The sequence below is a fragment of the Streptomyces sp. NPDC028289 genome (genome assembly GCF_055565975.1).
Window position 1 is genome coordinate 1 of record NZ_JBVHTI010000002.1, and the last position, 13,905, is coordinate 13,905.

Annotated in this window: 11 protein-coding genes and 2 pseudogenes; 9 read left to right on the plus strand and 4 right to left on the minus strand. The window is 70.3% G+C overall.

Annotated features, from left to right (window positions below; genetic code table 11):
- The 6 genes and pseudogenes from ACZ4UV_RS07925 to ACZ4UV_RS07950 form a co-directional block, all read left to right on the plus strand.
- Positions 1-95, plus strand: a pseudogene (locus ACZ4UV_RS07925) (Hsp20/alpha crystallin family protein); the annotation flags it as partial.
- A 190-nt stretch (positions 96-285) separates the two neighbouring features.
- Positions 286-501, plus strand: a complete 216-nt coding sequence (locus ACZ4UV_RS07930) for a hypothetical protein (protein WP_467836676.1) — start codon at positions 286-288, stop codon at positions 499-501.
- A 19-nt stretch (positions 502-520) separates the two neighbouring features.
- Complete coding sequence (locus tag ACZ4UV_RS07935; protein WP_451023384.1) at positions 521-958, plus strand: DUF2267 domain-containing protein; 438 nt, start codon at positions 521-523, stop codon at positions 956-958.
- 301 nt (positions 959-1,259) lie between these two features.
- The gene (locus ACZ4UV_RS07940) at positions 1,260-3,512 is read left to right on the plus strand and encodes an RHS repeat-associated core domain-containing protein (RefSeq protein WP_467836678.1); all 2,253 of its coding nucleotides are present in this window, start codon (positions 1,260-1,262) and stop codon (positions 3,510-3,512) included.
- A gap of 45 nt (positions 3,513-3,557) precedes the next feature.
- Positions 3,558-3,821: a hypothetical protein gene (locus tag ACZ4UV_RS07945; RefSeq protein WP_467836681.1), complete on the plus strand. Its 264-nt coding sequence runs from the start codon at positions 3,558-3,560 to the stop codon at positions 3,819-3,821.
- A gap of 495 nt (positions 3,822-4,316) precedes the next feature.
- Positions 4,317-5,090 (plus strand): hypothetical protein, encoded by a 774-nt coding sequence (locus ACZ4UV_RS07950; protein WP_467836683.1) that lies wholly within the window; start codon positions 4,317-4,319, stop codon positions 5,088-5,090.
- Between the two features lie 255 nt (positions 5,091-5,345).
- Here ACZ4UV_RS07950 and ACZ4UV_RS07955 read toward each other — a convergent pair whose 3' ends face one another.
- Positions 5,346-5,567, minus strand: a complete 222-nt coding sequence (locus ACZ4UV_RS07955; protein ID WP_467836685.1) for a hypothetical protein — start codon at positions 5,565-5,567, stop codon at positions 5,346-5,348.
- A 529-nt stretch (positions 5,568-6,096) separates the two neighbouring features.
- The gene (locus ACZ4UV_RS07960) at positions 6,097-7,275 is read right to left on the minus strand and encodes a magnesium and cobalt transport protein CorA (RefSeq protein ID WP_467836687.1); all 1,179 of its coding nucleotides are present in this window, start codon (positions 7,273-7,275) and stop codon (positions 6,097-6,099) included.
- 191 nt (positions 7,276-7,466) lie between these two features.
- Here ACZ4UV_RS07960 and ACZ4UV_RS07965 point away from each other — a divergent pair, with 191 nt between their 5' ends.
- From ACZ4UV_RS07965 to dmpI, 3 genes and pseudogenes are all read left to right on the plus strand, one after another.
- Positions 7,467-8,609: a winged helix DNA-binding domain-containing protein gene (locus tag ACZ4UV_RS07965; RefSeq protein WP_451019298.1), complete on the plus strand. Its 1,143-nt coding sequence runs from the start codon at positions 7,467-7,469 to the stop codon at positions 8,607-8,609.
- Positions 8,610-8,796: 187 nt separating this feature from the next.
- Positions 8,797-9,736: pseudogene (locus ACZ4UV_RS07970) on the plus strand (LysR family transcriptional regulator).
- A 92-nt stretch (positions 9,737-9,828) separates the two neighbouring features.
- On the plus strand, positions 9,829-10,011 hold the full coding sequence (dmpI, locus tag ACZ4UV_RS07975; protein ID WP_451019297.1) for a 4-oxalocrotonate tautomerase DmpI: 183 nt from the start codon (positions 9,829-9,831) through the stop codon (positions 10,009-10,011).
- Between the two features lie 91 nt (positions 10,012-10,102).
- Here dmpI and ACZ4UV_RS07980 read toward each other — a convergent pair whose 3' ends face one another.
- Together ACZ4UV_RS07980 and ACZ4UV_RS07985 are read right to left on the minus strand one after the other, a co-directional pair.
- The gene (locus ACZ4UV_RS07980; protein WP_390034614.1) at positions 10,103-10,894 is read right to left on the minus strand and encodes a S1 family peptidase; all 792 of its coding nucleotides are present in this window, start codon (positions 10,892-10,894) and stop codon (positions 10,103-10,105) included.
- A gap of 204 nt (positions 10,895-11,098) precedes the next feature.
- Complete coding sequence (locus ACZ4UV_RS07985; RefSeq protein ID WP_451019296.1) at positions 11,099-13,900, minus strand: helix-turn-helix transcriptional regulator; 2,802 nt, start codon at positions 13,898-13,900, stop codon at positions 11,099-11,101.
- Between the last annotated feature and the right edge of the window lie 5 nt (positions 13,901-13,905).

Below are 13,905 nucleotides of genomic sequence, written 5' to 3' on the forward strand. Positions count from 1 at the left end.
GCGTGCTCACCCTGCGCATCCCGATCGCCGAGCGCGCCAAGCCCCGCAAGATCGCCATCGGCGTCGGATCCGGCCGCAAGGAGATCTCCGGCTGAGCCGGATCGACAAGGGCTCTGAAGCGGCGGAGGACGGGTATCTGTTCGCCCCTCTCGCCCGTCCTCCGTGTTCCCCGGGACCGAGGATGAGTGGCGTCCGACGTAGTCGACGGCCCGTCTGCCGGATGGCTTCGCTCTGATCGTGCTTCGACTCGCTGCAGAGCGCCGGGCCGCTGCCCAGGAGCGGTTCGTGCGCGCCAGCACGGCCCGGGTCGAGGGTGCCACCGAGCAGACCGCCGCCCGGGATGTCGGCGCCGTCCTCTCCACGGTCGCCGACGCCGTGGGCGACGACCTGCTGAACCAGAGCCTGCTCCCTCCCCGGCTACGACCCACTTTCCGGCCGCCCCAGGCCCACCCGACCGCCCACCCACCGGTGACCGCACGCCGGTCACCGCGACCCTGGTGACAGAAAGGCAATCACCGCAGTGACGTCCGACCGACCCGCACCGTTCCCGCAGCCCTACGACAGGGCGTACGAGCAGATGCTGGAGAAGGTCCGCTACGACGGCGCCTACCCCACCCGCGAGAAGGCCGAGGAAGCCGTCCGCCTGGTCCTCGCGGGACTGGGACGCCAGCTGACCGGCGAGGAACGCGTCGAACTGGCCGCCCGTCTGCCCTTCGAGGCCGCGCGCATCCTCACCGCCCAGATCCCCGACACCCAGCAGCTGACCGGCTGGGCCTTCGTCAAGGACCTCGCCGCCCGCACCGGCGCCTCTCAGGCCACGACCCGCTGGGACACCGGATCCGTCTTCTCCGCCGTCGCCGCGTGTGCAGGTCCCGACCTGATCACCCGCATCCTGCGCCAACTTCCTTCCGGCTACGCGCTGCTGTTCGGACGCGCCGAACTCACCCCCGCCGCGTAATCGCGGCGAACGCGCTCGGGGCGGACAGCGACGATCGCCGTCGCTCTCCGCCCCGCGCCCAGGCTCGCTCTCCCGGCCCGCCGCGGGAACGAAGTGACGTATCAAGCACGAGAGAACGGGCTGACCAGCGACATCAGGCCCCTGGGTCAGCCTGCCAGGAGACGAACATCACGGAGCACGACCAGGAGGCCCCTTCACCGTTCGACGCCGACACCCCCACGACTGGGCGCAGCGCCTGAAGGACGCGTGGACGGCCACGGACGACTGCTCGGCCACCCCCGCGTCCGGCGCCTCGACGACCGTGGGCGGCCCGTCGCCGTACTGGCAGTCCTGGACGTACGACGCCGCCGGCGCCCGCTCCTCCCAGATCGACCACAACACCACTGGCGACACATCCCACGACGCGACGTCCTCCTACACCCCCTTCGAGGCGGGCAAGGGCCCGGCCCACGCTGTATCGACGGTGGACAAGGTGGTCCCCGGCGACTCGACGGCCGACACCACCAACGCCTACACCTACGACGACGACGGCAACGTCCACACCCGCACCACCCGCACGGGCACCGACACCCTCACCTACGACGACGAGGGCAACTTCTCCGAACTGTCCTCGACCGGCTCGGCCGGTGACACGAAGTACCTCTACGATGCCGACGGCGGGCTGCTGATCCGCCACAGCCCGGACGGGACCACCCTCTACACCGGCGACGAGGAGATCACCCTCAAGACCGGCGCCTCGACCGCCGACGGCGTCCGCTACATCTCCATCGCCGGTGAGACGGTGGCCACCCACTCCTCCGACGGCAAGTTCACCTACCTGATCCCCGACCGGCAGGGTACCGGCACACTGGAGATCGACTCCCAGACCCAGCAGGTCGTCCGCCGCCAGTACAAGCCCTTCGGCGAGTCACGCGACCAGACCGGCACCTGGGTCGGGCAACAGGGCTACGTCGGCGGCACCCAGGACGACAACACGGGCCTGACCAACCTCGGCGCCCGCGAGTACGACCCCACCATCGGCCGCTTCCTCAGCCCAGACCCCGTCCTGACCCCAGGCAACCCGCAGTCCTGGAACGCCTACGACTACGCCGACGACTCCCCGGTGACCGAGTCCGACCCGTCGGGCCTATGCTTCGCCGACCTGTGCGGCGTCGGCTACCCCATCGGCGGCACCGGCACCAGCAAGAGCAACCCCACCCGCTACGTCCAGGACGGCCCGGTCGACCCGGGCGGCCAGAACACCTCGGTCTGCCACCACGGCCGCTGCTCCGACGGACACACGCTCGGCGCCGCCGGCGGCAACATCAGCAGCAAAACGTACGACCCGCAGGCCGAAGCCAGGGCCGTACAGCGTGCCAAGGCCACCGCGAACGCGGCCGCCGCCGCGGCGAAGAAGCAGGTGACCGGCTTCAAGCACCAGCTGCTCAGCCTGGTCGCGGACGTCATTGGCCTCACCGACGCCTACAACTGCTTCACCAAGGGCGACGTGATGGGCTGCGTCAACACAGCCCTGACAGCTGTCCCCTGGGGCAAGGTCTTCAAGGCCATCAAGGTCGGCGTCGAAGCCTTCAAGATCTGGCGCTCCCTCGACCGCGCCTACACGGCGGTCAAGGACGCCGAAGAGGCGGCGAAACTGGCCGAGGACGCGGTGAAGGCGGAACACGCCCTGGCGGAGACACGCAGCGCGGAGAGCGCCGGCGCCGATGCAGCGGGCTGCACCTCAGCAGTCCACAGCTTCGTCCCGAGCACCGGCGTCCGCCTCGCCGATGGCACATCAAAACCCATCAGCAAAGTGAAGGTCGGCGATACGGTCCTGGCCACCGACCCCCAGACCGGCGTCACCGCACCGGAGAAAGTCCAGAACGTCATCGTCACCACGACGGACAAGGACTTCACCACCCTCACCCTGGACACGGCACCGACCCGCGGCCCCCCCAACGGCAAGCAGACCGATACTGCGTCGGCGAAGCAAACCCTCACCACCACCTGGCACCACCCCTTCTGGGACGTCACCCACCACCGCTGGACCGACGCCCACGACCTCACCACGGGTACCCGGCTCCGCACCACGCGCGGCACCACCGTCACGGTGGCCGAAATCCGTAATTTCCACCAGCGCAAGACGACGTACGACCTCACCGTCGGCACTCTGCACACGTACTATGTGCTGGCGGGCGAAACGGCCGTGCTGGTCCATAACTGCCCCAGGGTTGTTGGCGGGGCTCCTGGTAGTCGTCCGGGTCTGCCCTTTACTCGCGCTGGCAAGAGAAAGGTCTGGGCCGATAATGAGGCCGCAAACGGCGGGACGGCCAAATGTGAGATCTGCGGCGAGCCTGTTGTCAGGCCGCAACAGTCGAGGAGCGGTGTTACGCCGCCCTCGAATGAAGGGGCAGTTGATCACAGGGTGCCTCAATCACGAGGCGGATCAGGGGACCCCAGTTACGGCGATGTGCTGTGCCGAGTATGTAATAGCGAAATTAAGAGCGACAAAACTTATCCCGAGATGTGGGAAGAGATGGGGACGTTTCCCAATGGTGGAATACCTGGCAGTTAGGAGTTGGTGCCAGTGAGTGATGAAGGTGCCTCTGCCGTACCTAATGTGGCAGCTGTCGTCCAGCGCACCATTATCAATGGTCAAATGCCAGCATTGATAGTGGTGCACGACGATGAGGGGGACTGGCTCATCGGAGACGGTATAAACGATCCAAATGATGACGACGCTTGCGGGGTCTATCACGTGAGTCACGTGCTGAGGCTGGATGGAAGTGTGGCTGAAGCTTTTACTATCCCGATAGGGTATGCGGCGACTCGCAAATCGATTGCAACTCCATGGGAAGTTGCTCCCTGGGAGTATGAAGGCTGATCCCTTCGGAGTCGTATGGCGGCAACGCCGCTCGTAGCACTCATGTCCGCAGGCGGTATGGTGAACCGTTTTTCGTTGACGCTGCGGGGGTTGGCGGCAGGTATCAGGACGAATTTTTTTGGCGATCGGCTCAGCCATCGACGACTCGTGGTTACCTATCGGCCGGTGGCTCGGCTGTTCGCATTTTCATGCAGCATGGCGGCGCTCTGGCCGTTATGTGAATGGCCTGATCTGGAGCACCGGAAGTATGCGTTGGTCTGTGCTAATGCGCCGGAGGGAATATGGCCTTGGCGCAAGTAAGGTTCACATGTAACTGTGCTTGAAAATGAGCGCGCCGCTACCGCCGCTTCAAAAGAGCTGCGAAAGTAGCCGAAAGCTGCGTATTATGAGAGTGAATGCTGTCGGTAACTTGCAGGCAGATTCGGAGCTGTGCAACTTGTAAGACGGTAAGGGGACATATCTGCGATCGGCCCTATTAAACTTCAAAGTCGGCAAGTGAACCTGTCCATCCTTATGGGCTTCCGAGAGATGAGAGCGTTGATGAACAGGTGTGGGGGAATGGCCCGGGTCGTGATCGTGGCTGGGTCCGTGTTGTTGGCTGCGGGATGTGGCGGGCATGGCTCAGCCAAGACCGAGAAGCCTTCTGTGAAGGCGAGTGACACGACTGCCGCCGCGGCCGACGGGAAGTCGACCGCGATGACGCGTGCGCAGTTGGAGAGTGCTGTGATCGCCGATGGTGATGCGGCGGGGTGGAAGGTGGCCGTTCCGAAGTCTGCCTCGGGGCCCGTCGGAGGGGCACGCATGGTGGCCGACAAGGCCGTATGTCAGCCCGTCGCCGACGCGCTGAGCGGGACCGGGGCCGTCAAGTCGGTGGCCTCGGTGGAGCGGAGCGCGGTGGCGGAGGATCGTTCCGGAGTCATGGTGCGGGTGCGTCTGGCCTCGTACGCCGGTGACGGTGCCAGCAAGATCATGGCCGATCTGGCAGGCGCGGCTCAGCAGTGCAAAGGCTTCGACGGGTCCGGCAGTGGCGGCAAGCAGCATGTCGGGGTGGCTCAGTACGGCGCCTATCTGAGCGCCCAGACCTCTCTCGGTTTTCGGTTGACCGCGAAGGTCGGCCAGCAGATCCTTCCCATCTACCTGGACATCGGCTCCGTGGGCGGCACGGTCGAGTACCTCGCCACCTTCAACGTCCTGGGAGACGACCCCGGGACCGGGTCGACGACGGCCGAGCGGCAGCAGTCCGTCAAACTGGGGGCCGCGACCACCTGAACTCGCCCGGACCGCCTTGCCGCGGTCCAGCTAGGCAGGTCGGCGCGTTGAGGGGAGCCGGCCCGGCACTCGGGCGGTGGCGCAGTTCCGGTGCCGTCAATGAGGCGAGCCGACGCCCTGATCCCCTCCCGACGACGGAGCCGCCGGCTGGACACCGATATGTGTCCGGTCGGCGGCGCTGAAGTCATGGCGGACCAGGACGGCCGAGCGGCCCAGGTGGAGGCGGGCTACGGCATGGGGGCCGTCAGCAGTCCCTCAAAGGCGGTCGGAGTCATGGTCGGTCGCCGCCTTCCAGCAGGAACTGCCGTTGATGGGACTGTCGTGGCGGACGGTGGCGGCCAGTAGTTCCTTGCCGGTGCTGTGGCCCGACCCGTGGTGGACCCAGTGGCTGGCGGCCTGGGCCGTGGTCGGGTCGAAGTACAGCAGTTCGGCGGATGCACGGGCCTCTTCTTGCGCCAGGCCCGGCGGGCGTCGCACAGAGGGCAGGCGTCCACTCCTGCGGTCAAGCTGGGCGTGCCCACGTGCATTTCCCAACGGGGCTACTACCAGGGCAAGTACAACATCGGCGGCGACGGATCACGCAGCGAGCCACTCACCCGCGCCGGCGCTGCGACCAGACGCGCACCGTCGAGGATTGTTCATGTCGTACAAGGACATCCCCTACCAGGTCATGTGCAGTGGCCGCTCCACAGTCGGTTCCTGCCACTCGTTCGGTGACTCTCCGTCACGTGCCGCAGGGGAGGTCGGCGCGGCGGGAACCGGGGAACGGCGAGACACCGCGGGTTCGTTGTGCCCAACGGAAGGCGGGTAGCGGCGTTCGATTCTCCCCGGATTCTCCCCAGCGTCGACAGGCGCTCGAAAGGCCAGGTCAGAGGCGTGGCTTCGTGAGGGCGAGGAGATCATCCACATCACTTCTCCCCACGGACTCCCCAGAGCCCGTTCGTGCCCCAATTTTGTCAGGTGCGAGAGCAAACAGCGGAAGCTCCGCGTGGGTGGATGCTCATCCCTAAAGCCAGTCCCGTCGCTTGAAAATCACGTACAAACCAGCGCATACAACCCCCATCAGCCCGATCGCGAAGGGGTATCCGAACCCCCAATGCAACTCGGGCATGTGTGAGAAGTTCATGCCGTAGATAGTTCCAACGAGGGTCGGAGCAAACAGAATCGCCGCCCACGACGAGATCTTCTTGATCTCCTCGTTCTGTTCGAACCCCGCCTCCGCCAACGCCCGCATCTCCGCGTTCTGCTGCTGGGTGACCAGGGTCGCGTTGACCGTGAGAATTTCCGTGAGGGCCTGGCGGAAGCCGTCCACGCGTTCGCTGATGTGGGTGACGTGGTCGGCGACGTCGCGGAGGTAGCGCTGGAGTTCCTCGTCGGTCTCGTACTTGGTGAAGCCGGCCATCAGGCCGTGCAGCATGCCGACGAGGGGGCGGGTCGCGCGCTGGAACTCGACCATCTCGCGGGAGAGTTCGTAGATGCGGCGGGATACGGACGGGTCGCCGCGGAAAACCTCGGTCTCGATCTCGTCGATGTCGTTCTGGACGCCCTCGACGACCGGGGCGTAGCCGTCGACCACCGCGTCGAGTATCGCGTAGAGGACGGCCTCCGGGCCGAGTTTGAGCAGGTCGGGGGAGTCCTCCATGCGGCGGCGGACCGCCGAGAGGTCCGGGGCCGCGCCGTGCCGGACCGTGATCACGAAGTCGGGGCCGACGAACACGTGCAGCTCGGCGAAGTCGACCTCCTCGGGCGCGTCCAGATAGCGGGCGGCGCGCAGGACCACGAAGAGCGTGTCGCCGTACCGCTCCAGCTTCGGCCGTTGGTGTGCCTCCATCGCGTCCTCGACCGCGAGCGGGTGCAGGTCGAACTCGCTGGCCAGGGAGAGGAGTTCGTCCGAGGTGGGACGGGCCAGGCCGATCCACGCCATGCCCGAGGGCGTGTCGCGCAGTTCCCGGTACGTCTCCGCGAGGGTCGCCGGTGTCGACACCCGCACCCCGCCGCTGTACAGCGCCGCCTCCACGATGCTCGGCGGCTCGGCGGGCTCTCCGCCCGACCCTCGCTCCGGCGGCTCGGCCGTGGCGTCCCGCTCCTGCGGCAGGGCGCGGCGCCAGACGGACCTTCTGGTGCCCCGGCCGTTCCTGCCGTTCGCGGCGTTCTTCGAGACCGGGCTGGGGCGTCGCTCGGACATCGCGGCCGCCTCTCGGTGGAGCCTGCATCGGCGTGAGCTGTGTGATCCGCGTGGTCCGGGTGATCACGCGTGATCCGTGAGTCTCGTCGCAGGATATACGGGGCATACGGGCCCGGCGGAGGGAATCGAGGACGGGATTCGGTGAGAGATGCGGACAGGATCTGTCCTCGTTCGGCGTTAGCGTGCCGGGTATGACGAAGCAGCCGTCCGGCCCGGTCCTCGGCACCCGCGCCCTCAACCGCGCCACCCTCGACCGCCAGCTCCTGCTGCGCCGCTCACCGCGGTCGGTGAAGGAGGCCGTGGCGCACCTCGTCGGCCTCCAGGCGCAGAACGTCAAGCCGCCGTACTACGCCCTCGCCGCCCGCCTCGACGGCTTCGCTCCCGAGCAGCTCTCCCGGCTGATGGCCGACCGGGAGGTGGTCCGGATCGTCACCCTGCGGTCGACCATCCACACCCACACCGCCGCCGACGCGCTGACCGTGCGCCCGCTGGTCCAGCCCGCCCGGAGACGCGAACTGACCGCCTTCCGCAAGGGGCTGGCCGGCGTCGACCTGGACCGGCTCGCCGCGCTCGCCCGGGGCCTGGTCGAGGCCGAGCCGCGCACCATGGCCGGGCTGCGGGAGGCGCTGAGCGCCGAGTGGCCGGACGCCGACCCGCAGTCCCTCGCCGTCGCCGCCCGCTGCACGCTGCCCCTCGTCCAGGTCACCCCGCGCGGGCTGTGGGGCCGGTCCGGCCAGGTCGCCCTCACCACCGCCGAGCACTGGCTCGGCCGACCCGCCGAGCCGGCGTCCGCCCCCGACGCCACGGCCGACACCGCCGCCATGGACACCGCGGTCCTGCGCTACCTCGCCGCCTTCGGCCCGGCCTCCGTCAGGGACATGCAGACCTGGGCCGGGCTGACCCGGCTCCGCGCGGCCTTCGAACGGCTGCGGCCCCGCCTCCTCTCCTTCCGGGACGAGACCGGCGCCGAGCTCTTCGACCTCCCCGACGCGCCCCGCCCCGACCCCGGGACCCCCTCCCCGCCCCGCTTCCTCCCCGAGTTCGACAACCTCCTCCTCTCCCACGCCGACCGCACCCGTGTCGTCCCGCCCGAGTACCGGGGGCGCGTCTGGCAGGGCAACCAGGCCCACCGCACCCTGCTCGTGGACGGTTTCCTGGCCGGTGTGTGGAAGCTGGCGGAGGATGCCCTGGTCATCGAGACCTTCGGGCCGTCGGCCGGCGGGGCGGCGGAGCGGGCCGCGATCATGGAGGAGGGCGAGCGGATGCTGGCCACCCTGCACCCCGGTGAGCGCTACGACATCCGGTTCGGGACCGTCGTGGCCCAAGCACGGTGATGAGCGGCGGCGAATCCGCCCGCCCGGCGCTCTGCCGGAGGCGCCGCGACCTGCCGTCCGCCGACTGCGGCGCCGTCGGGGCTGGTCGCGCCCACGCGGCGGAGCCGCACATGGATACAGCCTCGCGCCCCGAACGGGGCGCGGCCGCACTGCAGCGGTTTCGCGGGACCCGCCTAGAGTCGGCGTCATGGAACTGCGGCAGCTCAGCTACTTCGTCGCCGTCGCCGAGGAACTGCACTTCGGGCGGGCCGCCGAGCGCCTGCACATCGTGCAGTCGGCCGTCAGCCAGCAGATACAGCGCCTCGAACGGGAACTGGGCGCCGAACTGTTCGACCGCTCGCCGCGCCGGGTCCGGCTCACCGGCGCGGGGGAGCGGCTGCTGCCCGAGGCGCGGGCGGTGCTGGCGGCGGCCGAGCGGGCCCGGGCCGCGGTCGCCGCACCGGCCGGGCTGCGGATCGGCACCAGTACGGGGCTCGGTGCACATCTGGACCGGGTGCTGGACGCGTTCGCGCGCCGCGCGCCCGACGTGCCGGTCGAGTTGTTCTCGCTGCCCGCCGCGATGGGGGTCCCCCCGCTCGAGCGAAGCCGAGAGTGGGGGAGCCTTGCCCGGGTCGCGGGCGGCCGCCTGGACGCCGCGTTCGTCCGGGCCGTCGAGGCCCGTGCCCGGTGTCCGGGTCCGGCCGCTGTGGCCCGACCCCCTGGTGGCCGCCCTCCCCGCCACCCACCCCCTCGCCGGCCGCGCCGAGATCGGCGTCGAAGAACTGGCAGGCCTCCCCCTCGCGCTCACCGAGCGCCGCACCAACCCCGCCCTCGTCGACCTGGTCGTCGGCGCCTGTCGCGAGGCCGGCTTCGAGCCGCTGCCCGGACCGTCGCCCGGCTCCCTCCAGGACACCCTCGCCAGCATCGGCACCCTCCCCCACTCTCGGCTTCGCTCGAGCGGGGGGACCCCCATGCTCTGGACGGTCGTGTACGCGTCCCACGCGCGCGTGCTGCACACCCCCCGGGTCGCCTTCGTTCCGTTCCGGGCGCTGGGCCTGGCCCTCGCGACGGGCCTCACCGTGCCCGCGGTCGCCCCCTCCCCGCACCTGGCCGCCCTGCTGCTGGCCTGCGACGATCACGAAGGCTGATCGCTGCGGTCGGGATCTGCTTCTTGGTCGCGGACGTCCCGCGCGATGGACTGGACCCACCGAACAGAACACCCACTCGGAGGAGTTCAGCGATGCCGATCGTCACCGTCCAGCAGGGCCCCCGCGACCCCGAACTCAAGCGGGACCTCGTCAGGCGCGTCACCGACGCGTTCGTCGACGCGTACAAGATCCCCGCCGAGACCGTGCAGGTCTGGATCCACGAGGTCCCGGCCGACAGCTGGGGCGCCGCCGGGAAGCTCACCGCCGACAGGTAGCGGGCATGGATAGGGGGCGCTGCGGGCTGCTCGTGGAAGCCCGCAACGCCCCCTGGTCACTCACCCGAGGGATACTCGGGAGACCTTCTGGTTACGAGTTGACCTGCGCGGTCACCAGGTCCGAGAAGGTGGTCAGCCGGGTGTAGACACCCGGGTAACCCGCCTCCGCGCACCCCTCTCCCCAGGAAGTGATCCCTGCCAGGACGCCCCCGATGAGCAGGGGACCGCCGCTGTCGCCCTGGCAGGTGTCTACGCCGCCGGACGTGTATCCGGCGCAAACCATGTCGGTCTGGACGAAGTCCGAACCGTAGGAGCTCTTGCAGCTGGAGTCGGACACGATCGGGACGGTCGCGGTCCGCAGCTGGTTGGAGGAGCTGCCGTTCTCCGAGGTGGTGCCCCAGCCGAGGATGCGGGCCGTGGTGCCGGCCGCGTACAGACCCGTCTGGGAGGACGTCACGTACGACGCCGGGGTGTACGACATCGACGTCGACAGCGTCAGGACGGCCACGTCGTCGCCGTTGGTGGCATCCGTGTAGTCCGGGTTGATCCAGATCTTGCTGACCTTGCTGACCGTGCCGTTGGTGCCGTTGAGGTACGTGCGGCCGCCGACCACGCGGACGCTGCTCGTGGACTCGCCCTCCATGCAGTGCGCGGCGGTCACCACCTTGGTGGCCGACACCAGGGTCCCGCCGCAGAACTGGCTGCCGGACGCGTCCGTGATCTGCATCATGAACGGGTACGCCGTCGTGGTCGTCGTGGTACCGCCGACGATCGGCTGGGGGGCGGCTGACGCGGTGGGGGACGCGATCAGCGCGGTCGCCGCGGCGGCGGCGGTGGCCACCAGGACTGCGGCGGACTTTCTTGCGCGGTGGTGCCCGAACATGAGTCTCCTCAGTGGGGGTTGCCGGTGGGGGTCGCGCGGGTGTGGGGGGTGCAGCACGGGGGTCGCGGGACCGACCCCCGTATGCCCGGGCGAGCGGCACATCCATAAGCTAGGACCCGGAACCCCACCCTCCCAATGAGGGAACCCCCTAGGGGGATGCGGGAGGGAAAACCCTCGGTCCGCCTCAGTTAACCGGGAGGGCTCTCACTTCGCGCGTCGCCCCGCGGCCAAACGGACTATGTCCACGCGCGATCGGATGCCCAGCTTGCGGTAGACCCGGGTGAGCGTGGCCTCCACCGTCTTGACGCTGATGAACAGCCGGGCGGCGATCTCCCGGTTGGTGGCGCCCTCCATGACCAGCGCGGCGACCTGACGCTCCATCGCGGCCAGCCCGTCCAGGGCGTCGAGCGCGGCGGGCGCCTCGACCGGCGGCTCCGGCGCGGAGACGGCCTCGTCCACCTGCCGCAGCCACGGCAGCGCACGGCACCGCCGGAACAGCCGGGTGGCCTCGTCGAACGCCGTGGGGGAGCGCTTCTCGCGCAGCGCGGCCAGCGCGAACGCGGCCCGCGCCTCCTCCAGGCCGTAGCCCAGTTTGGCGAACCGGTCCTGAGCCGAGGTCAGCAGGGTGACGGCAGTGTCGCGTTCCCCGTGCGCGGCCCGGACCAGCGCCTCGGCCCGGTCGAGCGCGGCGAGAACACTCTCCCGGCCGAGCCTGAGCGCGTGCTCCCGGGTGACGTCGATGACGTCCTGCGCCTCGGCGGGTTCCCCCACCCGGACGAGTGCCTCGGCGAGGTCGCCCTGCCAGCGGCCGCGGGCCGGGTCGGTGATGCCGAGGCTCTGCTCCAGTTCCCGCACCCGGCGCAGCGAGCGGACCGTGCCCGCCGGGTCGCCGGCCACCAACTGGGCGTATCCGAGGGCGCCCAGGGCCCGGGACAGGTACATCGTGTCGCCGTCCTGCTCGGCGTGCTCCACCGCCTCCCGGGCCAGCGCCAGGCCCCGGTCCACGTCGCCGCCGGACGCCTCGGCCAGTGAGGTGAGCATCGCGGAGGCGGTCTCGCCGATCCCGGAGTCGTGGGCGAGGTGCAGGCCCTCCCGGGCCAGGTCGAGGGCCCGGCCGCAGTGCCCGGAGCGCAGTTCGGTCTCGGCGAGCCCGCGCAGGAAGTGCACCTCGCTCTCCACCTGCCCGCGTCGGCGCACCTCGCGCAGCAGCGCGGTGACGGTGGTGCGCGCCTCGGCCAGCTGGTCGCCCATCACCAGCCAGCGGAACCTGGCGCTGCCCGCCCCGTTGTGGTGGCAGGCCACGTTCGGGTCCTGGGGCTCCTTCAGGGCGCGCTTGATGGTGGCGGGTGCCGCCGGATGGCCCATCAGGGTTTCGACCTGGGCCTGGAGGGACAGTGCGAGGAGTTCGGTGCGCCGGTCGCCGCCCACGGCCGCGAGGTCCGCGGAGTGCGCCGCCGCCTGCCGGGCCTCGGTGAAGTCGCCGCCCACGATCAGCGCCCGCCAGGCCAGCTGGTAGTGGACCTTGCCGAGCAGCCGCGGGTCGTCCCCGGCGTCGGCGAGGGCGTGCGGGAAGGCCGCGTCCACCTCGGTCATGGTGTGGCCGGCCGAGTCGATCACCAGGATCCAGGCCCGCACCCGGTCCGCCGGACGGGTGGCGTGGGTGAGCACCTCGCGGGCGATGTCCTGGGCGAGGTCGATCTCGCCCGCGCTGGTCGCGTCCTCGGCCGCCTGGAGCCGGCGCTCGTCCGGGGTGGGCGCGTTGCCGCCGGGGGTGTGCCGGGCGGCGAGCAGGCCGATCTGCGCGGCCACCGAGGGCGCGCCCCGGTCCCGGGCCTCGGTCGCGGCCTCGGCGAGCCGGTCGGCGACCTCCGGGTCGGTGCCGGTGGTGGCCAGGGCCAGGTGCCGGGCCCGCTCGATCGGGTCGGAGGCGGCCGTGGACAGCGCCGCGTGCGCGGCCCGGCGCTCCTGCGCGGGTGCTTCCGCGTACAGCGCGGCGGAGATGAGGGGATGCGCGAACCGTACGGCGGGACCCTCGGGCTCGGTGGCCAGCAGCCCGAGTTCGGCCGCCTGGGCGCACTCGGCCTCGGCGTTCTCCCGGCCGGCCGCGTGCAGCAGGGCCTGGGTGGGGCGGGCGCCGGCGCTGGCCACCAGCAGGGTGCGGCGGGCCTCGACGGAGAGCATGTCGAGACGGCTGAGCACCAGGGCGCGCAGCGAGGTCGGCACCGGCAGCGGCTCGCCGGGGCGGGGCGGGGTCGGGTTCTCGGCGAGGGCGCGGCCGAGCTCCAGGGCGAACAGCGGGTTGCCGCCGCTGGTGCGGTGGATCTCCCGGACCGTGGACCGGCTCAGCCCGGTGTGGCCGCGGTGGTCGAGGAGTTCGGAGACCTGCCTGCGGTTGAGCGCGCCGAGGCGGACGGCGACGGTGTCCGGGGGCGACGCGCGTAGGTGACGGTCGTACTCCTGGCCCTCCGTGCGGACCGCGCTGAGCAGTTGGACCGGGGTGCCGCCGAGGCGGCGGGCGGCGAAGCCGAGGAGTTCGGCGCTGGCCGGATCCAGCCACTGGAGGTCGTCGGCGACGATCAGTACGGGCCCCTCGGCGGCCAGCACGCGCAGCGTGGAGAGCACCGCGAGGCGCAGGGCGAGGCCGTCGCGCTGGAGGGTGGATTCGCCGCGGCCGGTGAGCGCCGACTCCAGGGCGGTGCGCTGGGCGCCGGGCAGGTGGGCGGAGACGTCGTCGAGGACCAGGCCGAAGAGGTCGGCGAGGGCGAGGAACGGCAGATGAGATTCGGACTCGGTGGCCGAGCAGCGCAACACGGTGCGGGCGGTGCCGGAGTATTCCGCGTCCAGTGCCCGCAGGACGGTCGATTTTCCTATTCCGGCGGGCCCGTGCAGGAGGACGCTGCCCCCCGAGGAGAGCTGCTCCCGGGCGGCCGCGAACAGCTCCGCCCGGCCGATGACCAGGTCGGGGCGGCATCTGGCAGGCTCCTGGAAGTCCCGTCGCACGGTCACCGCTC

Bases quoted from the DNA above. Each gene is read 5' to 3' on its own strand.
- ACZ4UV_RS07960 (WP_467836687.1), bottom strand. From the start codon at position 7,275: ATGTCCGAGCGACGCCCCAGCCCGGTCTCGAAGAACGCCGCGAACGGC.
- ACZ4UV_RS07965 (WP_451019298.1), top strand. From the start codon at position 7,467: ATGACGAAGCAGCCGTCCGGCCCGGTCCTCGGCACCCGCGCCCTCAAC.
- dmpI (WP_451019297.1), top strand. From the start codon at position 9,829: ATGCCGATCGTCACCGTCCAGCAGGGCCCCCGCGACCCCGAACTCAAG.
- ACZ4UV_RS07980 (WP_390034614.1), bottom strand. From the start codon at position 10,894: ATGTTCGGGCACCACCGCGCAAGAAAGTCCGCCGCAGTCCTGGTGGCC.